Genomic DNA, 23249 nt, shown 5'->3' with positions numbered 1-23249 from the left:
GGTTGGACGGACGAGGGGGACGGGACATGGGTCGACCGCCGGGCCACGGCGTCGGTTTCGAGGCGCGTCGCGAGGAGATCATCGACCTGGCCGCCCAGCTCTTCGCCGAGCAGGGGTACGCCGCGACCGGCACCGCCGAGCTCGGCCGTCGGGTCGGGCTCGCCAAGGGCGCGCTCTACCACTACATCGGGTCCAAGGAGGACCTGCTGGTCGCGATCCAGGAGCGGGTGCTCACCCCGCTGGTCGAGTCCGCCCGCGCCGTCTCCGGGCTGGGCCTGGACCCGGTCCTGCGGCTGCGGTTCATCTCCGACGTCCTGATGGAGACGATCCTCGGCCGGCTTGACTACATCTGGGTCTACGAGCACGACTACCGGCACCTGGGGTCGGCGAACAAGGAGCGGTTCCGGGGTCGGCGGCGCGAGTTCGAGTCGATCATCCAGACCTGCATCGCCGAGGCGGTCGAGGCCGGGACCTTCCGTCGGAACATCGACCCGCGGCTGGCGACGCTGCAGTTCCTCAACCTGCACAACCACACCTACCAGTGGATCAAGCCCGGCGGCACCTGGTCGGCGGCGGACCTGTCCGCGGCGTACTGCGAGACCCTGTTCCGGGGCTGGGGCGCCGACGTCGACACCGAGGCGATGGGGGAGCAGGTCGACCGGCTGCGGCACCTGTCCCAGTGGCACCGGGGCCCAGCGAACCAGCGCCCGTCCGCCTGACCCGCACCGCCTGGACGGTTCGGGTCAGGCGGCCGGGGCTCAGCGGGGCAGGCCCAGCCCCCGGGCCACCAGGCCGCGCAGGATGTCGTTGGTGCCACCGCCGATGACCGACTTGCTGGCCATCAACAGGTGGTGACTGAAGGCGCCGTGGCTGACCGGCTGCTCCGCGGACTCCCCGAGCAGGCCGGTCGGGCCGAGCAGGCGTTGGGTGGTGACCGCGAAGTCGACCGCCAGCTCCCCGGCGCACACCGCGGCCGCGGGCGCCTCCAGCCGACTGCCGCCGTTCGCGGCGATCGCGTCGACCGCCTGGCGGACCAGGACGCGCGCCCCCTGGAGCCGGGTGGCCATCCGGGAGAGGTCGGCGCGCGCTGCGGAGCCGGCCGCACCCAGCAGCCGCTCGTCCGAGCGCGCCAGTGCGAGGAGGTCGTCGAGCTGGCGGTGCATGGACGCCGTCACCGCGGCCATCGAGGTCCGCTCGCCGGCCAGGGCGGTGTTGATCACCGCCCAGCCGCCGCCGACCTCCCCGACCCGCAGGTCGTCGCTGACCCGGACGTCGTCGAGGAAGACCGAGCAGGAGATCTCCCCGGCCTGGGACCGGTGTTCCTGCACGGTCACGCCCGGCGAGTCCATCGGGAGCAGGAAGATGGTGATGCCGCGGTGCCGCAGGCTCGGGTCCGGGTCGGTGCGCGCGGCCAGCCACATCCAGTCCGAGCGGTGCGCGCGGGTGGTCCACAGCTTCTGGCCGTTGACCACCCACTCGTCACCGTCGCGCTCGGCCCGGGTGCGCAGCGCCGCGAGGTCCGAGCCGGTCTCCGGCTCGGAGTAGCCCAGGCAGAACCGCAGCTCGCCGTCACGCATCATCGGCAGGAAGCGCGCGCGCTGGGCGGGCGTGCCGTGGTCGGCGACCGCCTTGCCGAGGAAAAGCACGGCGTTGAGCGAGACGTACGCCGAGACCCGGTGGTAGCCCATCTCCTCGATGAACACGGCCTGGTCGTGGGCGCCGCGGCCCTGGCCGCCGTGCTCCTCGGGCAGCGTGAGGCCGAGGAAGCCGGCCGCGGCGATGCTGCGCACGGCCCGCGGGTCGTCGACATGGGCCTGCCGGGTCCGGCCGATGATCCCCTTGCGGGCGAAGTGCTCGCGCACCTGCTCCCGGAACGCGGCCGCCTCCGGGGTCCGGTCCAGCGCCGGCAGCGAGCCGCCGGCGAGCAGCCGGTCGGCGGCGGAGTCCCCGACCGGGGTGGCGAGGACGGCGAGGTCGGCCAGCACCCGGCGGAACAGCCAGGGGGCTGCGGACTCTTCGAAGTAGCCGATCGCGCCGAGTGTGTGCTGGGCGCCGAACTGGATCTGCGGCGCGGAGAGCACGACGTGCTCCTCGGCGAGCCGGGCGCCCAGGCGCCATCCGGGATCGCCGGACTGGTAGAGCCGCACCGCCTCCTCGACCAGCAGTCGGGCCGCCGTCGCCTCGATGTGCAGGGTCGCCAGCCGCTGCTGCACGGCGCCGAAGGTGCCGACCGGGCGACCGAACTGCTCACGGTGGCAGGCGTGGTGCACGGCCATGGCCAGGGCGGCCTCGGCGGCCGCGAGCGCGCGGGCGGCGAGGCCGAGCCGGACCACGTCGCGGGCCCAACCGGCCTGGGTCGGGTCGCAGGGGTGGGCCTCGTCGAGGGCCAAGGAGGCCTCGGACCAGGCCGGGGCGGCGACGCCGTCCTGGGGGCGCGCCTCGCACAGCGGCACCAGCCGGGGCGCGTCGTCGAGCAGCAGGACGTGGGTCGCGGCGCTGCCGGCCTCGACGAGCACCCGGTCGGCGCCCAAGGCCACGACCGGGCGCACCTCGCCCTCGGCGATGGCGGCCGCCAGCAACTCGTCGGCCACGAGTCGCCGCGCCACGAAGGCGTCGACCAGGGGCAGCGGGACGGCGACCTGCCCGCAGGCGCGGGCGGCCCGCAGCACCGCGTCCAGGGCGTCGAACTCCTCGAGGGCCAGCCAGCCCTCCTCGGCGGCGACCCGCCACAGGGCATCCAGGTCGCGCCCCTGCGGATCCCCGGCGTCGGGCCACAGACGGCCCAGGTGTCCCCGGACCCCGGCTTCGAACGCGTCGATGTCTTCGGCGGACAGCATGGGGCTCCTCTGGGTATGAATAGACCGGTCGGGCTAATTAACGCCGAGGCGACTCGTCGGCGTCAAGGAAGGTGACGACCTCTCGAGGCGGCTCGCGCCCGTCGCGCCTGCTCTCTGGGCAGTCGGCGGTGGGCTGCTGATGCTGTGCAACTGTGGAGAATTCTGGACCGCGGCATTGACATGACGCATTTCACACAGCAGATTACTCCCGTAATAGACCGATCGGTCGGAACAAGATACGTGCCGAAGGAGGTGCCCGTGCTCGCTCGCAGCGCCTGTCTCGCCGGAGTGGGACGCACCGAGTTCAGCTCGGACAGTGGTCGGTCCACCGGCCGGCTCGCCCTCGAGGCCACCGTGGCCGCGGCCACGGACGCCGGGATCGACGTGGCCGAGATCGACGGTGTGGTGCCGTACCCGATGGGGCCCAGCTGCGAGGACCTGATGGGGCTGCTCGGGCTCACCGGGGTCCGGTTCACCGCCGTGGCCCAGATGGGCGGCGCCAGCGCCCTGGCCGGCCTGCGGCTGGCCGCGATGGCCGTCGAGGCGGGGGCCGCCGAGAACGTCGTAGTCTTCGTCGCCCGCAACGGTCGTTCCGGAACCGGCATCGCCCAACGGGTCAAGCAGCTCGCCGGGCAGGAGTTCCGGCTGGGGTTGGAGTACCCGCACGGGCTGAGCACCCCGGCCCAGTGGTACGCGCTGCTGTGCCGGCGCTACCTCCACGAGTTCGGCCTCTCCCGTGAGGTGCTCGGCACCGTCGCGACCACGATGCGCGCCCACGCGCAGTTGAACCCGCACGCCCAGATGTACGGTCGCCCGCTCACGATGGCGGACTACCTGGCGGCCCCGATGATCGCGGACCCCTACCTGAAGTTCGACTGCTGTCTGGAGACCGACGGCGCCGCCGCGGTCCTGGTGACCACCGCCGAGCGGGCCGCCGACGCACCGCACCCGATGGTCCGCGTGCTCGCGGCCACCGAGGGGCGTCCCGCGCCCGCCGACGACCTGGCGAACCGCGAGGACCCGTTCTCGGTCGGCCTGACCAGCGCCGCTCCGGAGGCGTACGCGCGAGCCGGTGTCGGCCCGCACGACGTCGACGTGGCGATGATCTACGACTGCTTCACCTTCGAGGTCGTCCAGCAGTTGGAGGAGGCCGGGTTCTGCGAACGCGGCACCGCCGGCGACTTCGTCCTCGGCGGCAACATCGCCCTCGGCGGCTCGCTCCCGGTGAACCCGCACGGGGGGCTGCTCTCGGAAGGTCACGTCGCCGGGCTCAACCATGTCGTGGAGGCCGTCACCCAGTTGCGCGGCACCGCCGGGGAGCGGCAGGTGGTCGGTGCGGAGATCGCCGCGGTCACCGGGTGGGGCGACCTCGGCGACGGCGCCTTCGCCCTGCTGGCCGGGGACGCCCGATGAGCGCGCTGGCGCCGTACACCGCGGGCCTGGCCGACGGCCGGCTGCTGGTGCCGACGTGCGCGGCATGCGCGCGGTCCTGCTGGCCGCCGCGCGACGTGTGCCCCCGCTGCCACGGCGACGCCCTCGCCTGGGACGTCGCTCCGCCGACCGCGACCCTCTTCACCTGGACCGTCGTCCACCGCACCCCGCTGCCGGCCTTCGCCGACCTCACGCCGTACGCCGTCGGCGTGCTCGCCCCGGAGGGCCTCGGCATCCGGCTGATCGGCCGACTCGCCGCCGACCCCGAGAAGCTGGGGATCGATTCCCGCTGGCGCTGGCAGGTCGAGACGGGCCCGGACGGGTCCCCGGTTCCGCTGTGGCACCCCACGAGCACGAAGGAGGACCGATGAGCCTGCTCGCCCCCGAGGCGGCGGCGGAGCTGGGCCGCTCCCAGACCTACCGCCCCTACCTCGTCACCGACGTGGACATCGCCAAGTACTGCCACGTGATGGGCATCGAGGACCCCGTCCACCTGGACCCCGAGGTCGCCAGGCGCCGGGGCCACCGCGACGTGGTCGCCCCGATCGGCTACCACATGGTGATCCGGCACGCGCTGCCCAACATCGTGCCGATCGGCGAGCTCGCGGCCGACGGCGGCAGTCCGGACATGACCCCGCCCAGCTCGGCGACCCGTCGGATGGCGGGGGAGACCACCGTCGAGTTCCTCGACGACCTCGTGGCCGGGGACGGCGTCGTCGTCACCAAGACCCTCTCCGGGCTGCGGGAGAAGGAGGGCCGCTCCGGTCCGCTCGCCTTCGTCACCTACGACCTCGAGTACGCCGTCGCGGGCACCCCCAAGGTCCGGGAGACCTACGTGCGGATCCTGCGATGAGCGCCGTCGCGCCCCAGGTGGGCGACACGCTGACCCCGATCTCGTTCCTCGCCGACGAGGTTCGGCTCTTCTGCTACTCCGCGGTGACCTGGAACCCCCACCGCGTGCACTACGACGCGCCGTACACGACCGGCGCGGAGGGCTATCCCGGGCTGCTGGCCCAGGGCCCGATGCTCGGCGGCCTGCTGCTGCGCTGCGCCCAGGAGTGGATCGCCGGGCGGGGCCGCATCGTCGCCACCCGCTACCGGTCCTCCGCGCCGACGTACGCCGGGGCGCAGCTGACCTGTACCGGCACCGTCTCGGCCCGGGATGGCCGGCGCGTCGTGGCCGACCTGGCCGTCACCACCGCCGACGGCACCACCACCTGCTCAGGAATCGTGGAGTTCGAGATCGATGACCACTGACCTCCATCCGCAACGGGACCACAGCCGGGACATCGGTGAGGACGCCGGGCGCGACGTCGGCGTGGCCGCCCTGCTGGACCCCCGGTCCATAGCGGTCGTCGGTGCCTCGGCCGACCCGGCGAAGCTGTCCGGGCGCCCGGTGGCCTACCTGAAGAAGTTCGGCTACGCCGGCCGGATCATCCCGATCAACCCCGGCCGCGAGGAGATCCAGGGGCTGCCCTGCTTCCCCTCGCTCGAAGAGGTCGACGGCGAGATCGACCTGGCGCTGCTGATGACCCCGGCCGCGCTGGTGCCGGAGACCGTCCGGGCGGCGGGCCGAAAGGGCGTGCGCTGCGTGATCGTCGCCGGCTCGGGGTTCGCCGAGGTGGGCGAGAGCGGCGCGGCGCTGCAGCGCGACCTCGAGGCCGCCATCGCGGAGAGCGGCGTGCGGGTCCTCGGCCCCAACTGCCTCGGCGTCATCGGCTTCGGCAACGGCGTGGTGCCGACCTTCACCCCGATGCTCGCCGAGCGCGAGGACTTCCCGGTGGGACCGGTCGGCTTCGTCAGCCAGAGCGGCGCCGTGGGCACGTTCCTCATGGACGAGGTGCACACCCAGCGCATCGGCATGTCCTACTACGTCGCCACCGGGAACGAGACCGACCTCTCGGTCGCCGAGGTGCTCGGCGGCCTCCTCGACGAGGGCTCCTCGAAGGTGCTGCTGGCCTACCTGGAGGGCTCCGCGGACGGGGCACGGCTGATGGACGTCGCCCACCGCGCGCACCGCGGCGACGTCCCGCTCGTGGTGCTGAAGTCCGGAAGGTCCGCCGCCGGCTCGCGCGCCGCCGGCTCGCACACGGCCGCCCTCAGCGGCGACGACGCAGTCTTCGACGCGTTGGTACGCCGCGCCGGCGTGGTGCGCGTGGACTCCCAGGAGGAGCTGCTCGAGGCCGCGCAGGTCTTCAGCACCGGACGTCGGGCCCGGGGTCGCCGGCTGACGGTGATGTCGGAGTCCGGAGGTGCCGGGGTGCTGATGACCGACGCGGCCGTCGCCCGCGGCCTGGTCGTCGACCCGTGGGAGGAGCCGTGGCTCTCGCGGCTGGACGCCCTGCTCCCGTCGTACGGCTCGGCCACCAACCCGGTGGACCTCACCGCGGCCCTGATCACCGACCAGTCCTCGCTCAGCGAGGCGCTCGACCTGGCCGCCGAGCACCCAGACACCGACCTGATCTGCGTGCTCGTCGGGAACGCGGACTCCTTCGCCGAGCCGCTCATCGCCCAGATCCAGCGGGTCTTCCAGAGCACCGACAAGCCGATGGCCGTCGTGTGGTCCGGCGGCGGCGGAGAGCCGCGGCGGCGGCTGCGGGAGCTCGGCATCCCGTGCTTCACCGACCCCAGTCGGGCCGCCCGGGCGCTGAGCTGGGTGGCCGACCACTCCCTGCGTGCGCCGCTGCCGACCCCCCGGCGCCCCTCGGACGTGCGCGCCGGGCAGGTGCGCGAGGTCCTGGCCGCGGCGCGGGCCCGCGGGTCGCTCACGCTCAGCGAGGCCGAGTCCTCGGCCGTGCTCGCGGCGTACGGCGTCCCGATGGCGACCGCGGTCGTCGCGGCCACCCCGGACGAAGCGGTCGCCGCGGCCGCCGGGATCCCGGGTCCGTGCGTGCTCAAGGTGCTCAGCGACCAGGTCGCGCACAAGAGCGAGCTCGGCGGGGTCCGGCTCGGCCTGGAGCCCGCCGCGGACGTGCGGGCCGCCGCCGAGGACCTGCTGCGGATCGGTCGCGCCGTGGCGGACGACGCCCGGCTCCTGGTCCAGCCGATGGAGTCCGGTGAGGCAGAGCTGATCGTCGGCGGCCGCGTCGACGACGGCTTCGGCCCCGTGGTCCTGGCGGGGCTTGGTGGCATCCTCGTCGAGGTCCTCCAGGATGTGCGGCTCGGGCAGGCGCCCCTGGACCGGGCCTCGGCCGAGCAGCTGCTGCGCTCCCTGGCCGGCGCGGCGCTGCTCGACGGCGTCCGCGGCCGGGCCCCGGTGGACGTCGCCGCGGTCGCCGAGGTCATCGAGCGGCTGTCCTGGTTCCTCGCCGACTTCGCCGACGAGCTCGCCGAGGTCGACGTCAACCCGCTGCTGGTCCGCGAGGCCGGCAGCGGCGCCGTGGCCGTGGACGCGCTCGTCCTGCTGCGCCCGCCATCTCTTCCCGACCCGGCCACCCCAGCCGAGCCAGCCAAGCCAGCCAAGCCAGCCAAGCCAGCCAAGCCAGAAGGAGACAGGTCATGAAGAAGCGCTCGGCCCTGATCGGAGTCGGTGCAGCGCTCGCGCTCGCCGTGACCGGCTGCGGCTCCTCATCCTCCGCAGGCGGGGGATCCGGCCAGGTGATCATCTCCACCTACGGCACCGGCACCGCGACGTACGCCGACATGGCAGCCGTGGCGAACGCGATGACCGAGGTGAGCGGCACCAAGACCCGCATCATCACCTCCGACACCAGCACCGGGCGGATGATGCCGCTGGTCAAGGGCACCGCGCAGTTCGCGCGGACCGGCGACGAGTACATCTTCGCCTTCGAGGGCGACCACGAGTTCGCGACCGAGGCATGGGGCCCGCAGCCGATGCGCGTCGTGTGGGCGCCGACCCTTCCCGCGTCGTTCGTCGTGCGCTCGGACTCGGGGATCACCACGCCGGCCGACCTCGCGGGCAAGAAGATCCCCGAGTTCACCTCCAACCCGTCGGTGAACAGCAAGGTGGACTCGTTGCTCGCGGCCGGCGGACTGACCCGCGACGACGTGAAGGTCGTCAACGTCGAGTACAGCGCGCAGGCCGAGGCCCTCAAGGCCGGCAAGGCCGACGTGATGTTCTCCTCAGTCGCCGCGTCCACGCTCTTCGAGCTCGAGGGCCAGACCGACATCCGGTGGATCGAGCTGGATGCCGAGGACGAGGAGATGGTCGCGGCGGTGCAGGAGAAGTCGCCCTCGGTGGAGCTGGCCGAGTTCACCGACGGCGCCGCACAGCAGGACGGCCAGTCCGATGTCGGGTTCTACTACCCGATGCCGGTCGTCGCCACCTCCGAGACCTCCGCCGAGGCGGTCCAGGACGTCGTGAGCGGCATCGTGGACTCCTTCGACAAGTACGAGGACTCCACCTCCACGACCCCGCTGTGGAGCATCGACGAGGCGAGCCTGGTCCCGGCGCAGGTCCCGTTCCACGAGGGGCTGGTCGAGTTCCTGACCGAGAAGGACGTCTGGACCGAGGAGGCCCAGGCCCGGCAGGACGAGCTGCTGGCGCGGGAGAAGGAGCTGGCCGCGGGCTGGGACGAGGTCTCCGAGGACGCCTCGGAGTCCGAGCTCGCTGAAGCGTGGGCCGAGTGGAAGTCCGAGAACCTCGCGGGCTGACGCCCGCGAGCGAGGAGTGGTGGCGATGATGCACAGGTTCTGGCAGGGCGTCGCCTTGGTGCTCACCGTGGCGGGCGTGCTGCTGGTGCTGTGCTGGGCGTTCGTCTGGAGCCCCTTCGGGCACAGCCTCCAGCGCAACGAGTACCTGTTCCTGGTGCTCGCGGCGTTCCTGCCGATGGTGTTCATCTTCCGGCGGGTCCGCAAGGTGGCGCCGGAGACGGCGCCCGCCCCGGACGGGTCGGCCCCGCCGGAGGTGGCCCTGCACGAGGCGCCGCCGCCGCTCCTCGCAGTTCCGTGGTACGACGCGGTGCTCGCCGTGCTGACCTTCGGCATCAGCATCTACCTCGCGGTGCACGCCCAGGAGATCGCCGAGACGGGCTGGGACTACTCGGCCCCGACGCTCGGCCTGGTCGTGGCGTACGTGCTGTGGGTGCTGGTCCTGGAGGTGCTGCGGCGTACCGCCGGCCTGGTCGTCACGGTGATCGCCGGGCTCTTCTCGATCTATCCGATGTTCGCGGCGAACATCCCGATCGGCTTCCTCTCGGGCATCCAGTTCGATTCCGACGGCGCTGCGCTGATGCACGTCTACGGCTCCGAGAGCATCTTCGGGCTGCCGCTGCAGGCCGGGGCCACGGTGCTGGTGGGCTTCATCCTGTTCGGGATCACGTTGCAGCGCACCGGCGGCGCCGACTTCTTCATCGACATCTCCCGCGCGATCTTCGGATCCTCGCGCGGCGGAACCGCCAAGGTCGCGGTGAGCAGCTCCGCGGCCATGGGGATGATGAGCGGCAGCGCGGTGTCCAACGTGCTGACGACCGGCCCGATGACGATCCCGGCGATGAAGAAGGCCGGCTATCCGGCCCTCTACGCCGGCGGCATCGAGGCGACGGCCGCGTCCGGCGGCTCGATCACCCCGCCGATCATGGGCACGGCCGCGTTCATCATGGTCTCGTTCGTCGGGGTGCCGTACTCCGAGATCGCGCTGGCCGCCGCGATCCCCGCGCTGCTGTTCTACCTGGGCATCTTCGTCCAGGTCGACGGGTACGCCGCGCGGAACCGGATGCGCGGCGAGCCGCGGGACAGCCGGCCCCGGATGGGCGCGACGCTGCTGGCCGGATGGCCCTACGTGCTGGCCCTGGTGGTGCTGACCCTGCTGCTGGTCGTCCGCCAGGAGGAGACCCAGGCGCCGTTCCTCACGGTGCTGGTGCTGCTGGTTATCGCCGCGCTGCGGCGTACCAACCGGCTGACACTGGCCCGGGTGCGGGACCTGGTCCTGGAGTCGGGCCGCTCGATCGCCGACATCATCGGCATCATCGCCGGGGTCGGGCTGATCGTCGGCGGTCTCTCGATGTCCGGCGTCTCGCTCTCGCTGTCCCGCGAGCTGGTCGCCGCAGCGGGGGACAACCTCTACATCATCCTGGTGGCGGGCGCCATCACCAGCCTGATCCTGGGCATGGGCATGACGATCTCGGCGGTCTACGTCTTCCTCGCCATCGTCATGGTGCCCGCCCTGGTCACCCTCGGCGTCAACGAGATGGCGGCGCACCTGTTCGTCATCTACTGGGCGGCGGCGTCCTACATCACCCCGCCGGTGGCCCTGGCCGCGTTCGCGGCGGCCGGGATAGCCCGGACCGCACCCATGGCGACCGGCTTCATGGCGATGCGCCTCGGCATGGTCAAGTATGTCGTGCCATTCGCGTTCGCGCTGAACCCGGCACTGGTGGCGCAGGGCTCGGCCCGCGAGGTCCTGACCGCACTGGGGCTGGCGATCGTCGGCATCGCGGTCCTGGCCGCCGCGTTCGAGGGCTGGATGCCGCTGATCGAGAGAGCGATGTCGATCCCCGAGCGGATCGTCGCCGGCGCGGCCGGCATCCTGATGCTCTCCCACGACGGCCGGATCGCCGGCGCGGCCGCGGGCGCCGCGGTCCTGCTCGCGCTCTGGCTGCGAATTTATCGCGACGCCCACACAGGCGAGGGCATCGTGCCCGAGGACCAGCCTGATCCCGTCGGCAGGCCGACATAGAGGCCGGCGTTCCGGCGCCTATCGAGCCGCGCGGCTGCCAAGTCGGGACGGACGCCGCGCACGAGGATCACGGACAGGAGGAGCGCCACCAGCCGGCCGGGCGGTGGACGTGGACAGGCACACGCCTGGGGGAGACGGCCCAAGAGATCTCGGCGACCTGCCCAGGGCGGCCCGCTGGCCCCTTCAGGGTGGTTCTCCTCCTGGCGAGCGGGGCGGGCTCTGGACGGGGCGTCTGGGTACCGACAGCCCATGTGGCGACGAGTGATCTGGCAGGGACTGGTGTCCGGCGCCATCGGGGTGAGCGTGATGACTGTCGGCGAGAAGGTGGAGCAGCGGCTCACGGGGAGGCCGGACTCGCACGTGCCGGGGCGGGTGCTGGAGCGCCTGGCCGGTCTGCCCGAGCGGCCCGGCCGCCAGCCGCGTGCGATGAACCTCGCGATGCACTACGGGCAGGGCATCGTGCTGGGGGTGGTCCGCTCGCTGATGGCCCAGGTCGGACTGCGCGGGCCGCTGGCGTCGGCGAAGTTCACGGTGGTGCGGCTGACGAACGACCAGATCCTCGAGAATGCCACCGGCGTCGGCGCGCCCCCGCAGACCTGGCCCCGGGCCGAGCTGGTCGTGGACGTCCTGCACAAGGGCGTGTACGGGTTCGTGACCGGCCTGGTCGCCGACGCCCTCGCCGCGCGCAACGGCCCCGGCCCGGGCCAGCGGCACGCCGCGATGGTCCCGGGCCGGCACGCCGACGTCGGCCCGCTGCCGCGGGACGACCGGGCCTAGCCGCGCGAGGTCCTCACGCCGGCACCCGGTCCAGGAAGCCACGGACGTCCTCGATCCGCCCGTCCTCGTCCAGGACGACGACGTCGAAGCCGATCACCACCGGCTCCTGACCCGCCGGGCCCAGGCCCCAGGAGAACCGGAGCTGGCGGTGGTGGGCGTCGACCGCGGAGAGGCGGGTCAGGACACCGCCGGGGAACTGGGCGCGGACCCCGTCGATGAGGCCGCTCAGGGCGGCATGTCCGCGCACCTCGGCCAGCGGGTCGACGTACGTCACGTCGGGTGACCAGTGGGCGGCCAGCAGGCGGTCCCGCTCGGGCCCCTCGGCGTTCCAGGTGGCGACGTACTGCTCGACGATGTCACTCATGTTGGGCTCCTTCGCACTCGGTTGGGGCCACCGAGCCTTCCGCCGGCCGGGTCCGGCGGTCCATGACCTCACAGGTCATGGCGGGTCGGCCGGGCGGACCTAGGCTGCTGGCATGACCGCGACCCTGGAGGCGACCGACGTCGGTGCCCTGCTGCGGATCTGGCGCGAGCGCCGCCGGTACAGCCAGCAGGAGCTCTCGAACCGGTCGCGGGTCAGCACCCGCCACCTGAGCCGGGTCGAGACGGGCCGGGCCCGCCCGACCCCCGCCATGGTCCTGCACCTGGCCGACCATCTCGACGTGCCGCTGCGCGAGCGCAACCGGCTGCTCCTCTCGGCGGGGTACGCGCCGCGCTACCAGGACCACCGGCTCGAGGACCGGTCAGTCGCCGCGGTCCTCGAGGGGCTGCGGCACCTGCTGGACGCGCACCTGCCCTATCCGGCCCTGCTGCTGGACACCTACTGGGACATCGTCGACGCGAACGCGGCCGTCGACGCGCTGCTGGCGGGCTGCGACCCGGCACTGCTGGAGCCGCCCGTGAACGTGCTGGAGGTCTGCCTGGCCCCGGGTGGCCTCGCGGCGCGGATGCGCAACCACGCCGAGTGGGCGGCGCACCTGTACCGGCAGGCGGTGCACCGCGCCGAGCACACCCACGACCCGCGCCATCGGGAGCTCGTGGCACAGGTCGAGTCCTACCTGGGCCGGACGCCAGGTCTGCCGGAGTCGACCGGCCCGGTCCTCGCCCTGGAGCTGGACACCGCCGCCGGGCCGCTGCGGTTCTTCAGCACCTCGGCGCGGCTGGACACCGCGACCGACGCCACCCTGGAGGGCCTGCACCTGGAGACCTTCCTCCCGGCGGACGCCGCGACCCGGGAGGCGCTCGGCTGACCTGGCGGAGCCCCATAAGGCCGCGAGACAGAGAAAGAGAGAGGGGCCCTGCCCCTCTCCCTCTTCAACGTATAGACCAGCGGGGGGCTTGCCGCAAGCCCCCCATGCGGCCGCAGAATCGCCGGCCGTGGCGCTGCACGGGTGCCGCGGAAGGGAGTCACAGGGATGGATGCGGACGTGATCGTGGTGGGCGCTGGGCCCACCGGGCTGCTGCTGGCGGTGGAGCTGCGGCGGGCGGGAGTGGGCGTGCTCGTGCTGGAACGGCACCGGCGGATCCGCCAGGTGGCGAAGGCCGGCGGCCTGAGCGGCCAGATCCTGGACCTGCTGCGGCTGCGGGGCGACCTGGCGCGGTTCGAGGCGGCCAGCACCGCGCCCCGGCCGGCGCCGATCTTCCCGTGGGGCGGCATGCACGTGGACCTCACCCGGCTGCCGGACCCACCGATGGCGGCGCTGCCGCTGCCGCAGCCCCTGCTCGAGGGGGTGCTCGACGGATTCGCCCGGGAGCTCGGCGCCGAGGTCCGCCGCGGGCACGAGGTGGTGGGGCTGAGCCAGGACGCCGAGGGAGTGACGGTCGAGGTCAGCGGCCCCGACGGCCCGGCCCGGATGCGCGCGGCGTACGTCGTCGGCTGCGACGGGTCCCGCAGCCGGGTGCGGGACCTGGTCGGGATCGCGTTCCCCGGGACGACGTACCCGGAGGTCCAGCGGCTGGCCGCGACCACGATGCCGGAGTCGGTGACCCAGGCGGAGGACGGCGGGCTGGAGGTGGCCGGCGTGGGCTCGATCGGCTTCGGCTTCACCCGCACCGAGCGCGGGGAGTTCGCCACGGGGTCGGCCGACCCCGCCGTGCTGGGTGTGTACACCAGCGAGGAGGAGTCCACCGACTACGACGACGACGAGCCGATGACCGTGGCGGAGGTGCGCGCCAGCGTGCGCCGCGTGCGCGGGATCGACCTGCCGATGGGGGACCCGATCCGGCTGACCCGCTTCACCTTCCACGCGCGCCAGGTCGAGCGGCACCGGGTTGGGAGGGTGCTGCTGGCCGGCGACGCCGCCCACCTCTTCCCGTCCCCGGGCGCGGCGCTCAACGTCGACCTGCTCGACGCCGTCAACCTGGGCTGGAAGCTGGGGGCCGTGGTCGGCGGCTGGGCGCCGGAGGGCCTGCTGGACAGCTACGACGAGGAACGCCGCCTCGCGGCCGCGCGGACGATGCTGCACACCCAGGCGCAGATCGCCCTGCGCCGCGGCCACGACGCCGCCGCCCAGGCGCTGCGGGAGCTGGTCGGCGGGCTGCTCGTCGACGAGCAGCCGCTGCGCCGGCTCGGGTCGATGATGGCCGGCTCCGACGTCCGCTATCCCCTCCCGGGGCACGAGCGGCACCCGCTGGTGGGGACCTTCGCGCCCGACCTGGCCCTGGTCGGTGATCCGGGGCCGGGAGGTCTCGCGGGGCTCGACCTGCGGGCCCGGCCCGTCCTCCTCGACCTCGCCGACCGCGCGGACCTGCGCGACGTGGCCCGGGAGTGGGAGCACCGGGTCGACCTGCACAGTGTCGACCTGCACAGTGTCGACCTGCACAACGTCGACCTGCACAACGTCGACCTGCACAGCGTCGTGGCCCAGGACCGCCCGGCCGACGCCCTGCTGGTCCGCCCGGACGCCCACGTCGCCTGGGCGGCGGGCGTCGACGAGCCGACCGGAACGGCCGTGGACGCGCTGCGCGAGGCGCTCGCCCGGTGGTTCGGGGCCGGCCGCACCGAGGGGGCCCCGCGCGAGCGGGTGGTGGCGGAGTGACGGTCGGCGGCGCCGCCGCGGCACTCACCCGCAACCGAGGGGCTCGACCAGGCGCGGCAGCAGCTCGACAGCGTCGGGGCCCGCGCCGAGGTAGGCGCGCGAGCGGTCCGCCGCGAGCCAGAGCCGGTCCCGGCCGCGGCGGAAGCCGGAGTCGACGGCGTCGGCGGGCAACGTGGTGCGGGTCAGGTACGGCTCGGCGACGAGGTCGCGCAGGGCCGGCTCCCGGACCGGGCCGCGAATGAAGGTCGGCCCCTCGGGATAGCGCCCCAGGCTGACGAAGGTCAGGTGCTGCCAGCCGCAGTGCTCGGCGCCGCGGAACACCTGGAGCCGTCGGGTCGGCACGATCCGCCCGCCGGCGTCGGTCCACACCTCGCGACCGAGCCGCTCGACGATGTCGGCGGGCAGCTCGACGATGTCGCACGTCGCCCAGGACTCGGCGTACCAGCCGTTCCCGCCGGTCCCCTCGGCCCCGAGCCCGTCGCGCACGATCAGCGCCGCCTTGGGGACCCCGGCCACCTCCACGACGTAGAGCACCCGGTCCTCGGACTCGGCCGCGACGACGACGTCGTCGGCCTCCAGCGGCCACAGGCCCTCGCTGGCCGCGGTCCGGACCGCCCCGGCGGCGGTGTCGGCGGTGGCTCCCTCGACGTACACGTCCCCGCGGAAGGAACTCCCGGTGCCCCAGGCCTCGCAGTCCACGACGTCGCCGGCGGCGCCGGCCCGCGGATGGCGGCCCTCGCCCTCGGGCAGGTGCAGCGGACCGTCGTACGACGTGGAGGCCGGCGGGTCCGGCTGGTCCGGCTGGCCGCAGGCGGCAAGCACCAGCAGCGGGAGCATTATCGACACCAGCAGCGGGGGAGTGCGCATGGACCTGGGACGCTGCGACCTGCGGACCGGTTCCTCGACAGCGTCGCCGGCGCAGCGCTCGGTGGCGCCAAACGGCGTGGCTCGCACCCGTGCGCGCGCCATACGGTGACCCGACCACCGGGAAGGAACCGACGGGGAGGTACGCGATGATCCTGCGTCGCTGGCGAGGAGCCGTCCGGGCGGAGGACGCCGAGGCGTACCTCGCGCACCAGGACGAGACCGGTGTGCGTGCCTACCGGGAGACGCCGGGCAACCTCGGCGTGCTGGTGCTGCGCCGGCCGGTGGGCGACCTCGTCGAGGTGGTCACGCTGTCGCTGTGGAACTCCATGGACGCCGTGCGCCGGTTCGCCGGGGACCAGCCGGAGGTGGCCGTCTTCTATCCGGGCGACGACGACCTGCTGGTCGAGAAGGACCTGCACGTGGACCACCACGAGGTGGTGGACGCCGACCTGGACCGGGCCCTGCAGCTCCGGGCGGAGTGAGCCGCGAACGAGCAGGTCAGGCGAGGATCGACTGGTAGTAGGCGAAGCGCTGTCCGCCGATGACGCCTTCGTCGGTGACCTTCAGCCAGTCGTGGCGCTCGAAGGTCTCGCGCTGCACCTCGCTGAGGTGGAGGAACACGCACCGGAACGGCGCGTCGGCCCGGTCCGCGCGGATCTTCGCGAGCACCCGGTCCAGCACGAAGTGCTCGAAGGGGTTGAACAGATAGGCGCAGGTGACGTCGCGGTAGTCGTAGGTCACCGCGTCGGCGACCACCGCCTCCACGGGGGACCGGGCGCCGCGGAGGCGCCGGACGTTGGCGGCGGCGACCCGGATGATCTCGGGGCTCAGGTCGAGGCCGATCACCCGGCCCACCTGCCGGCGGGCGGCCAGGCAGATGACCCGGCCCTTGCCGCACCCGATGTCGACCAGCACGTCGTCGGGGCTCAGGTCGAGACCGTCCAGCATCGTGGCGACGGTCGGGTAGTCGGCGGACGCGGCATGGCATCCGTCCGGGATGTTCGTCTGAACGATCCCTTTCGTGTCGACACGCAGCAGCGCGTCGTAGCTCATGTTGCGAAGGCGCCCGCCGAGACTCATGGATCGACGGTGATCGACCACGGCTGCTCAGGCCAGGGCCCGGTGCCCTCTTTCCCCAGTGTGCGGTACGGGAGTGGCGCTCAGCGGAGCGCTCCGATCACGGCTCGCGCCGCATCCGCGATCAGGTCGTCGTCGTAGTCGGCCTCGGGCTGACCCCGGTCGGAGAAGACGGCCACCACGATCGGGGAGCGGCCGGGCGGGTGGACGACGGCGATGTCGTTGCGGGTGCCGTAGCCGCCGGCACCCGACTTGTCAGCGACCCGCCAGCCGTCCGGGACACCCGCCTCCACCAGGGTGTCGCCGGTCGCGTTGCCTCGCATCCAGCGCAGCAGGGTGCGCCGGTCCGCGGTGTCGAGGGCGTCGTCGACGGCGTACGCGCGCAGGACCTGCGCGAACGCGCGCGGGGTGGTGGTGTCGCGGGGATCGCCCGGCGTGGCCTCGTTGAGCGCGGTCTCCCTCCGGGCGGCGACCGTGACGTCGTCGCCGAGCGCCTCCAGGGTCCGCTCGAAGCCCGCCGGGCCACCCAGCTCCTCGAGGAGCAGGTTGCCAGCGGTGTTGTCGCTCTCGCGGACCGCCGCCTCCGCGATCCGCCTCAGGGAAAGCCCGGTGCCGACGTGCTGCTCGGTCACCGGCGAGTGCGCGACGAGCTCGGAGGCGTCGTACCGGACGACGTCGTCCAGCCGGTCCGGCCCGGACCCGGCCAGGACGGCGGCCGCGCTCAGGGCCTTGTGGGTCGAGGCGTAGGCGAAGCGCTCGTCGGCCCGGTGCTCGACGGTCGCGCCGCTGCCGGTGTCGACGGCGAAGACCCCGAGCCGCGCGGCGTACCGCTCCTCGAGCGCGTCGAGCTCGGCGGCCGGGTCCCCGGACGGGGGAGCGGTCTCGGTCGACGGCGCCGCGCTGTCGGAGGTGGCGCGGTCCGGCGTGCCCGCACGATCCTGGGACGGCTGGTCCGTCGAGCACGCGCCGGCCGCCGCCACGAGTACGCCGGACGCCAACGCGGCCAGGTGGAGGCGGGTCCGTGCCCGCCGGTGGTCGGTCGGGTTGCGGCGAAACACGGCGCTCCTCGGGATCGGTCGACACGGTTCTCGGGGCTGACAGTGTGGCCGAGCCGGACCCGGCTGCCGGAACTGCCCCTCAGCGACCGGTGCGCTCGTCGAACTCGGCGCGGGCGTGGGCGATCTGGTGCTGGTGCTCCTCGGTCCAGTGCACCAGGGGCTGGATGATGTCGAGCAGCGTGCAACCCAGCGCGGTCAGCTGGTACTCCACCCGGGGCGGCACCTCCGGGTGCACGGTGCGGCTGATCAACCCGTCGCGCTCGAGGTGGCGCAGGGTGACCGTGAGCATCCGCTGGCTGATCCCGTCGATCTCCCGACGCAGCTCGTTGAACCGCATCGTGTGCCGCTCCAGCAGCGCGATGACGAGCAGCGACCACTTGTCCGCGATCCGATCGAGGATCTGACGCACCTCGCAGCCCTCGCGGACGTCCCACTGGAAGGCGTCCGGGCAGCCGCACTCGGCGTGCTCGGCGCGCTCGGCGACGTGGGTCACCTTCCGGGAACCGGGTGACTTCGAAGTGCCTACTTCCGCCATCGCTCCATCGTCCTCACGATGGAGGGCAGTTACAAGCGGTAACTGAGAAACGAACCAGAACTGGGAGGGCGCCGTGGCGAACCGGTCAGTGGAGACAGCTGTCGATCGGGCGAGCACGCCCCGGGCCTGGGGTCTGCTGATGGTGGTCTGCGGGGCACTGTTCCTCGAGGGCATCGACATCGCCATGCTCAATGTCGCCGTGCCGGTGATCGCGGCCGACGTCGGCCTGAGCGCCGGCGCGGCGCACTGGGTGATCAGCGCCTACGTGCTCGGCTACGCCGGGTTCATGCTGCTCGGGGGACGGACCGCCGACCTGGTCGGCCGGCGCCGGGTGTTCCTGGTCGCGCTGAGCGTCTTCGTCGTGTTCTCCGCACTCGGAGGACTGGCGGACGTGGACTGGGTGCTGGTCCTGGCTCGGTTCGCGACCGGGGTCTCGGCCGGGTTCCTGACGCCGGCCGGGTTCAGCCTCGTGGCCACCACCTTCCCCGAGGGGCCGCTGCGCGACCGGGCGCTGGTCGTCTACGGCTCGGTCGGGGCGGCGGGCTTCGTGCTCGGCACGGTCGCGGGCGGCGTGCTCGCGTCGGCGAGCTGGCGGCTGGTGTTCTTCGGCCCCGCCGTTCTCGGGCTGCTCCTGCTGGGAGCCGGCGCTGCCCTGATCAGGCCGGACGAGCAGAGCCCCACACCCGGCGGCTTCGACGTCGGGGGCGCCGTCACCGCGACGGCCGGGATGGTGGCGGTCGTCTACGCGGTGATCGCGGTCGGCGAGGGGGGCGGGCTCGGCCCGGCTGGCCTCGCCGTCGCAGCGGCCATCGTGCTGCTCGGGGCCTTCGTCGCGATCGAGTCCCGGCACCGCTCGCCGCTGTTGCGCCTGGGCATGCTGCGCGAGGGCCTGCTCCTGCACGTGAGCATCGCCGGGCTGCTCTTCATGGGCGCCTTCTTCGGGTTCCAGTTCGCTGTCACGCTCTACCTCCAGGACCTGCGCGGCTGGAGCCCGCTCGAAGCCGGCCTCACGTTCGCGATCATGGGACTCGACCTGGTGGCCGCGCCGCTGCTGACACCGCCGCTGGTCAGGTGGTTCGGTGCCGCCCGGGTGATGACCGTCGGTTTCGTGGCGGCCGCCGTCGCGTTCGGGCGCCTCGTCCCGCTCGGGGACGACTGGTCCTACGTCGACTTCCTGCCCAGCCTGCTGCTGGTGGCCGCGGCGTTCGCCCTCGTGTACGGGCCGCTCACCTCACTGGCCGCCGAAGGGGTGCCGGAGTCCGAGCAGGGTGCCGCCGGCGGCGTCGTCTACACGGCGTTCCAGTTCGGCGGGGCGCTCGGACTCGCGGGCGTGACGGTCGCGCTGAACGCCGGGCACGCCGACGGTGCCGTCCTCGGCGACTACCAGCGCGCGCTCATCGTGCCGACGCTCGCGGCGGTCGCAGCGGTGGTCGTCGGGGTGCTGGCTGTCGTCCGGCGCCGGCAGGACGGGACGACCGGGGGGTGACCGGGGTGAGGTGGCCGGAAATCGTCCCGAGGTGTCCGGAAGTCGTCTGGTTCCCGGCAGCACCCTCGGTGAAGGTGGCTGCATGGACCCCTTGCTCAGCGCCCAGCTGCTAGCCGATCTGCCTCCGGTGGAAGTTGCCCCGGGGGTGGTGCGGCGCTCGCTGTTCTCCTCCGATCGCCTGACGGCATGGGTGATCGACTTCGAGCCGGGCTCCCGCTGGCCGGAGGTGGACCACCACGGCGAGGAGGAGCGGTACTTCGTGCTGTCCGGCGAGCTGATCGAGGACGGGCAGCGCATCCCGGCGGGCAGCTACGTCAGATGGGCGGCGGGCTCCAGCCATCAGCCCTCCTCGGAGGTGGGGGCCCGGATCCTCGGTCACAACGTCGTCGGACATCCCGCCTAGGGCGCCGTCCGGTCGGCCCGGACGCCCCGCCTCAGCGACCGGTGACCGCGTCGCGCAGCTCGGCTGCCTGGTCCTGGGGGTGCTCGACGGCGACCAGCACCTCGCCGTACCGCTGCCCGTCGAGGGTGAGCCGGAGCGCGGGCCGCCCGGACCGCACCGAGACGAGGGTCTTCCGTCGGCCGCGCCAGGTCCCGATGGCCCGGTGCCGGGGCAGGGCGTAGCCGGGCGCCCGGATCCCGCGCAGCGCCGCGAACCCGTCGGGCACCACCTCGACCGACGTGACCGCCGAGAGCGGCACCTCCAGGTCGCGCAGGAGGCCGAGGACCTTCTCCGTCCGGGTGAGGGTGAGGCGGAGGGACTGGTCGTTCACCGAGAGCGTGGGCACGCCGTGAACGTTCGCGGCCCCGACCAGAGGTGTCAACTCGCCGCGGGGCCGGAACCGAGGCGGTAGGTCAGCACCCGTTCAGGCCGGGTCGGTCACGTCCGCGACCTGCGCGTGCAGGTGGGCGATCACGTCGTCGGCAGCCACGGTCGCGGCGACGCCGTGGGCTCCGGCACCGATCGAGATCGTGCGGCCCACGATCCGCTCGTCGGCGACCACCGGCAGCGCGGTCGCGGAGCCGAACGGCGTGATGGTGCCGCGCTCGTAGCCGGTCACCTCCCGCGCGGCCTCGGCGTCGGGCATCGACATCCGGTTGACGCCCAGGAGCGCGCGGAGCTTCGGCCAGGAGATCTCCCGGTCGCCGGGCACGAGGACGAACAGGTGGTCGCCCGCCCCGCGGCGTACGACCATCGTCTTGACGATCGCCCGGGGAGGGACGCCTCGTCGCTCCGCCGCCTCGGCGAGGGACCGGACCCTGCCGTGCCGGGTGACAGTGTGCTCGATGCCGGCCGCGGCCAGGGCCCGCAGGGCGGGGGTGTCGTCCGACGGCTCGCGGTCCATGGAGCGACCCTACGGGCCGCGGTGTCGCAGGGGCCGAGCGGCGGATTCCATTAGGCGAGCGCCAGGAAGAGCTTCTCCATCTTCTTCACGTCCACGCCGTCCAGGCCCTCGTCGCTCGTCGCCAGGCACTGCTGCAGACCGGTGGCCACGATGGCGTAGCCGGCGCGGGAGAGCGCCTTGTTCACGGCGGCCAGCTGGGTCAGCACCGACTCGCAGTCCGAGCCCTCCTCCATCATCCGGATCACGCTGGCCAGGTGCCCGTTCGCGCGCTTCATGCGGGTGATGATCGCCTTGATCTCGGTGGGCTCGAGCTCCATCGGGGTTCCCTTCCAAGCTGCGTGGGTCGTGCGGGGGCGGTGCCTCTTCCGTCGATGCTACAACCCCCTGGGGGGATATGCTTCACTGGAGCATGTAACCCCCTGGGGGGATATGTGGAGCCGATGAGGAGAAGCACATGAGAGAGATCGACATCGACCAGCTCGCCACAAAGATCGACCGGGCGGCCGTGGTCGACGTGCGGGAGCCCGCGGAGTACGCCGAGGGTCACGTCCCCGGCGCGGTGAACATCCCGATGGGCCGGCTGACCGACCGGCTGGGCGAGCTGGACCGGGACCGCCCGGTGTACGTCGTGTGCGCCTCGGGCAACCGCAGCAGCGCCATGGTCGACGTCCTGACCGCCGCCGGCTTCGACGCCGTCAACGTCGCCGGCGGCACCAGCGCCTGGGTCCGCTCCGGGCGCCCGGTCGAGAGGTGAGGCGCGCGATGGCCGACCGCACCCTCACCGTGCGCACGATCGAGACCCCGTCGCTGGGCGACCGGACCTACGTGGTCCACGACGGCGACGTGGCGTTCGTGATCGATCCCCAGCGCGACATCGACCGCGTCCTGGAGATCCTCGAGGCCGACGGCGTCCGGCTGAGAGACGTCTTCGAGACGCACATCCACAACGACTACGTGACCGGCGGGCTCGCCCTGGCCCGGGCCACCGGCGCGACGTACCACGTCAACGCCGCGGACGAGGTCGGCTTCGACCGCACCCCGATCGAGGACGGCGAGGTCGTCGACGTCGGGTCCCGGATGGCGGTGCGAGCGATCGCCACGCCCGGGCACACCTTCACCCACCTCTCCTACGCGCTGACCGACCGCGCGGAGCCCTACGCGGTCTTCACCGGCGGCTCGCTGCTGTACGGCGCGACCGGGCGCCCCGACCTGCTCGGGGCCGAGCACGCCGACGCCCTGGCGCGCCACCAGCACGCCTCCGCCACCCTGCTCGCCGAGGAGCTCCCCGACGACACCGAGGTGTTCCCGACCCACGGGTTCGGGTCGTTCTGCGCGGCCAGCCAGTCCGCGTCGACCTCCTCGACCATCGGCCGGGAGAAGCTGTCGAACCCGGTGCTGACCCAGGACGAGGAGACCTACGTCCGCGACCTCCTCGATGGCCTGGGCGCCTGGCCGGCGTACTACGCGCACATGGGCCCGGCCAACGCCGCGGGGCCCGACGCACCCGACCTGTCGCTGGTCCAGGAGGCCGACGCCGAGGAGCTGCGCCGGCGGATCGAGGCGGGGGAGTGGGTCGTCGACCTGCGCCACCGCACCGCGTTCGCAGCCGGGCACGCGCCGGGCACTCTCAACTTCGGCCTCGACGGCGGCTTCGCGACCTACCTGGGCTGGCTCATCGACTGGGGTACGCCGGTGACGCTGCTCGGGGAGAGCGCCGAGGACGTCGCGACCGCGCAGCGGGAGCTGGCCCGGATCGGCATCGACCGGCCCGCCGCGCAGGCGACCGGCGGACCGCGGAACTGGACGAGCGGAGAGCTCGCCCGCTTCCCCACCGGCACCTTCGCCGAGCTGGCCCAGGTGCTCCACCACCGCGACGTGGTGGTCCTCGACGTCCGCCGCGCCGACGAGCATCGGGACGCCGCCCTCGAGGGGGCACTCAACATCCCGATCCACGAGCTGCCCCGGCGGTTGGCCGAGGTGCCGGCGGGCGAGGTGTGGGTGCACTGCGCCAGCGGCTACCGCGCCGCGGTCGCCGCGTCGTTCCTCGCCGCCGCGGACCGGACACTGGTCGCGGTCGACGACGCCTTCGAGAACGCCGCGGCGGTCGGCCTGCGCCTGGTCCGCCGCGCGGACCGAGCCGAGAACGGCTCGCAGCGCTGA

General features: G+C 73.2%; 25 protein-coding genes. 16 read left to right on the top strand and 9 right to left on the bottom strand.

Annotated elements, in window-relative coordinates; genetic code table 11:
* The first annotated feature begins 26 nt into the window (after positions 1-26).
* A complete protein-coding gene (locus EBO35_RS12270) occupies positions 27-719 on the top strand; it encodes a TetR/AcrR family transcriptional regulator (protein WP_122817964.1) in 693 nt (230 codons plus the stop codon).
* Between the two features lie 39 nt (positions 720-758).
* On the opposite strand, the gene EBO35_RS12265 is transcribed toward EBO35_RS12270, so the two are convergent.
* A complete protein-coding gene (locus EBO35_RS12265; RefSeq protein ID WP_122817963.1) occupies positions 759-2837 on the bottom strand; it encodes an acyl-CoA dehydrogenase family protein in 2079 nt (692 codons plus the stop codon).
* A 258-nt stretch (positions 2838-3095) separates the two neighbouring features.
* Between EBO35_RS12265 and EBO35_RS12260 the strand changes: the two genes are divergently transcribed.
* From EBO35_RS12260 to EBO35_RS12225, 8 genes are all read left to right on the top strand, one after another.
* A complete protein-coding gene (locus tag EBO35_RS12260; protein WP_122819710.1) occupies positions 3096-4250 on the top strand; it encodes a thiolase C-terminal domain-containing protein in 1155 nt (384 codons plus the stop codon).
* On the top strand, positions 4247-4639 hold the full coding sequence (locus EBO35_RS12255) for a Zn-ribbon domain-containing OB-fold protein (protein ID WP_122817962.1): 393 nt from the start codon (positions 4247-4249) through the stop codon (positions 4637-4639). The genes EBO35_RS12260 and EBO35_RS12255 overlap by 4 nt, the downstream gene beginning before the upstream one ends.
* Positions 4636-5121 carry an FAS1-like dehydratase domain-containing protein gene (locus EBO35_RS12250; RefSeq protein ID WP_122817961.1) on the top strand — a complete coding sequence of 162 codons (486 nt, stop codon included), beginning with the start codon at positions 4636-4638 and terminating at the stop codon, positions 5119-5121. Before EBO35_RS12255 ends, EBO35_RS12250 begins: the two co-directional genes overlap by 4 nt.
* Positions 5118-5525 (top strand): hotdog family protein, encoded by a 408-nt coding sequence (locus tag EBO35_RS12245; RefSeq protein ID WP_122817960.1) that lies wholly within the window; start codon positions 5118-5120, stop codon positions 5523-5525. Before EBO35_RS12250 ends, EBO35_RS12245 begins: the two co-directional genes overlap by 4 nt.
* Complete coding sequence (locus EBO35_RS12240; protein ID WP_164477944.1) at positions 5515-7770, top strand: acetate--CoA ligase family protein; 2256 nt, start codon at positions 5515-5517, stop codon at positions 7768-7770. Before EBO35_RS12245 ends, EBO35_RS12240 begins: the two co-directional genes overlap by 11 nt.
* Complete coding sequence (locus EBO35_RS12235) at positions 7767-8882, top strand: TAXI family TRAP transporter solute-binding subunit (RefSeq protein WP_122817958.1); 1116 nt, start codon at positions 7767-7769, stop codon at positions 8880-8882. Before EBO35_RS12240 ends, EBO35_RS12235 begins: the two co-directional genes overlap by 4 nt.
* Positions 8883-8907: 25 nt before the next feature.
* Complete coding sequence (locus tag EBO35_RS12230; RefSeq protein WP_206422552.1) at positions 8908-10905, top strand: TRAP transporter permease; 1998 nt, start codon at positions 8908-8910, stop codon at positions 10903-10905.
* 249 nt (positions 10906-11154) lie between these two features.
* Entirely contained in the window at positions 11155-11682 is a 528-nt protein-coding gene (locus tag EBO35_RS12225; RefSeq protein ID WP_122817957.1) for a hypothetical protein, read from the top strand.
* Between the two features lie 13 nt (positions 11683-11695).
* Here the strand turns inward: EBO35_RS12225 and EBO35_RS12220 are convergent, their stop codons facing one another.
* Positions 11696-12046: a nuclear transport factor 2 family protein gene (locus EBO35_RS12220; protein ID WP_122817956.1), complete on the bottom strand. Its 351-nt coding sequence runs from the start codon at positions 12044-12046 to the stop codon at positions 11696-11698.
* 112 nt (positions 12047-12158) lie between these two features.
* Here EBO35_RS12220 and EBO35_RS12215 point away from each other — a divergent pair, with 112 nt between their 5' ends.
* Positions 12159-12932 carry a helix-turn-helix domain-containing protein gene (locus EBO35_RS12215; protein WP_122817955.1) on the top strand — a complete coding sequence of 258 codons (774 nt, stop codon included), beginning with the start codon at positions 12159-12161 and terminating at the stop codon, positions 12930-12932.
* Between the two features lie 165 nt (positions 12933-13097).
* Entirely contained in the window at positions 13098-14720 is a 1623-nt protein-coding gene (locus tag EBO35_RS12210) for an FAD-dependent oxidoreductase (protein ID WP_122817954.1), read from the top strand.
* A gap of 24 nt (positions 14721-14744) precedes the next feature.
* On the opposite strand, the gene EBO35_RS12205 is transcribed toward EBO35_RS12210, so the two are convergent.
* Complete coding sequence (locus EBO35_RS12205; protein ID WP_122817953.1) at positions 14745-15557, bottom strand: hypothetical protein; 813 nt, start codon at positions 15555-15557, stop codon at positions 14745-14747.
* Positions 15558-15733: 176 nt separating this feature from the next.
* Between EBO35_RS12205 and EBO35_RS12200 the strand changes: the two genes are divergently transcribed.
* Complete coding sequence (locus tag EBO35_RS12200; protein WP_122817952.1) at positions 15734-16069, top strand: hypothetical protein; 336 nt, start codon at positions 15734-15736, stop codon at positions 16067-16069.
* A gap of 16 nt (positions 16070-16085) precedes the next feature.
* Here the strand turns inward: EBO35_RS12200 and EBO35_RS12195 are convergent, their stop codons facing one another.
* The 3 genes from EBO35_RS12195 to EBO35_RS12185 all read right to left on the bottom strand — a co-directional run bounded on the left by EBO35_RS12195 (position 16086) and on the right by EBO35_RS12185 (position 18215).
* Positions 16086-16667 (bottom strand): class I SAM-dependent methyltransferase, encoded by a 582-nt coding sequence (locus EBO35_RS12195; RefSeq protein ID WP_122817951.1) that lies wholly within the window; start codon positions 16665-16667, stop codon positions 16086-16088.
* A gap of 80 nt (positions 16668-16747) precedes the next feature.
* On the bottom strand, positions 16748-17722 hold the full coding sequence (gene bla, locus EBO35_RS12190) for a class A beta-lactamase (RefSeq protein WP_206422551.1): 975 nt from the start codon (positions 17720-17722) through the stop codon (positions 16748-16750).
* A gap of 79 nt (positions 17723-17801) precedes the next feature.
* The gene (locus EBO35_RS12185; protein ID WP_241153672.1) at positions 17802-18215 is read right to left on the bottom strand and encodes a winged helix-turn-helix transcriptional regulator; all 414 of its coding nucleotides are present in this window, start codon (positions 18213-18215) and stop codon (positions 17802-17804) included.
* Between the two features lie 115 nt (positions 18216-18330).
* Here EBO35_RS12185 and EBO35_RS12180 point away from each other — a divergent pair, with 115 nt between their 5' ends.
* Positions 18331-19743 carry an MFS transporter gene (locus tag EBO35_RS12180; protein WP_241153671.1) on the top strand — a complete coding sequence of 471 codons (1413 nt, stop codon included), beginning with the start codon at positions 18331-18333 and terminating at the stop codon, positions 19741-19743.
* Positions 19744-19825: 82 nt separating this feature from the next.
* Positions 19826-20146: a cupin domain-containing protein gene (locus EBO35_RS12175; protein WP_122817949.1), complete on the top strand. Its 321-nt coding sequence runs from the start codon at positions 19826-19828 to the stop codon at positions 20144-20146.
* A gap of 31 nt (positions 20147-20177) precedes the next feature.
* Here EBO35_RS12175 and EBO35_RS12170 read toward each other — a convergent pair whose 3' ends face one another.
* The 3 genes from EBO35_RS12170 to EBO35_RS12160 form a co-directional block, all read right to left on the bottom strand.
* Positions 20178-20531: a hypothetical protein gene (locus EBO35_RS12170; protein ID WP_122817948.1), complete on the bottom strand. Its 354-nt coding sequence runs from the start codon at positions 20529-20531 to the stop codon at positions 20178-20180.
* Positions 20532-20609: 78 nt separating this feature from the next.
* Positions 20610-21089, bottom strand: a complete 480-nt coding sequence (locus EBO35_RS12165) for an aminoacyl-tRNA deacylase (protein WP_122817947.1) — start codon at positions 21087-21089, stop codon at positions 20610-20612.
* A gap of 50 nt (positions 21090-21139) precedes the next feature.
* A complete protein-coding gene (locus EBO35_RS12160) occupies positions 21140-21406 on the bottom strand; it encodes a metal-sensitive transcriptional regulator (protein WP_122817946.1) in 267 nt (88 codons plus the stop codon).
* A gap of 137 nt (positions 21407-21543) precedes the next feature.
* Here EBO35_RS12160 and EBO35_RS12155 point away from each other — a divergent pair, with 137 nt between their 5' ends.
* Entirely contained in the window at positions 21544-21843 is a 300-nt protein-coding gene (locus EBO35_RS12155) for a rhodanese-like domain-containing protein (RefSeq protein WP_122817945.1), read from the top strand.
* 8 nt (positions 21844-21851) lie between these two features.
* Positions 21852-23249, top strand: coding sequence for an MBL fold metallo-hydrolase (locus EBO35_RS12150; RefSeq protein ID WP_122817944.1), 1398 nt, complete (start codon positions 21852-21854; stop codon positions 23247-23249).

Origin of the sequence: Nocardioides pantholopis (assembly GCF_003710085.1) — a bacterium.
Taxonomy (GTDB): Bacteria; Actinomycetota; Actinomycetes; order Propionibacteriales; family Nocardioidaceae; genus Nocardioides; species Nocardioides pantholopis.
Note: the sequence above shows the minus strand (reverse complement) of the source record. Positions and strands in the feature narration are given on the sequence as shown.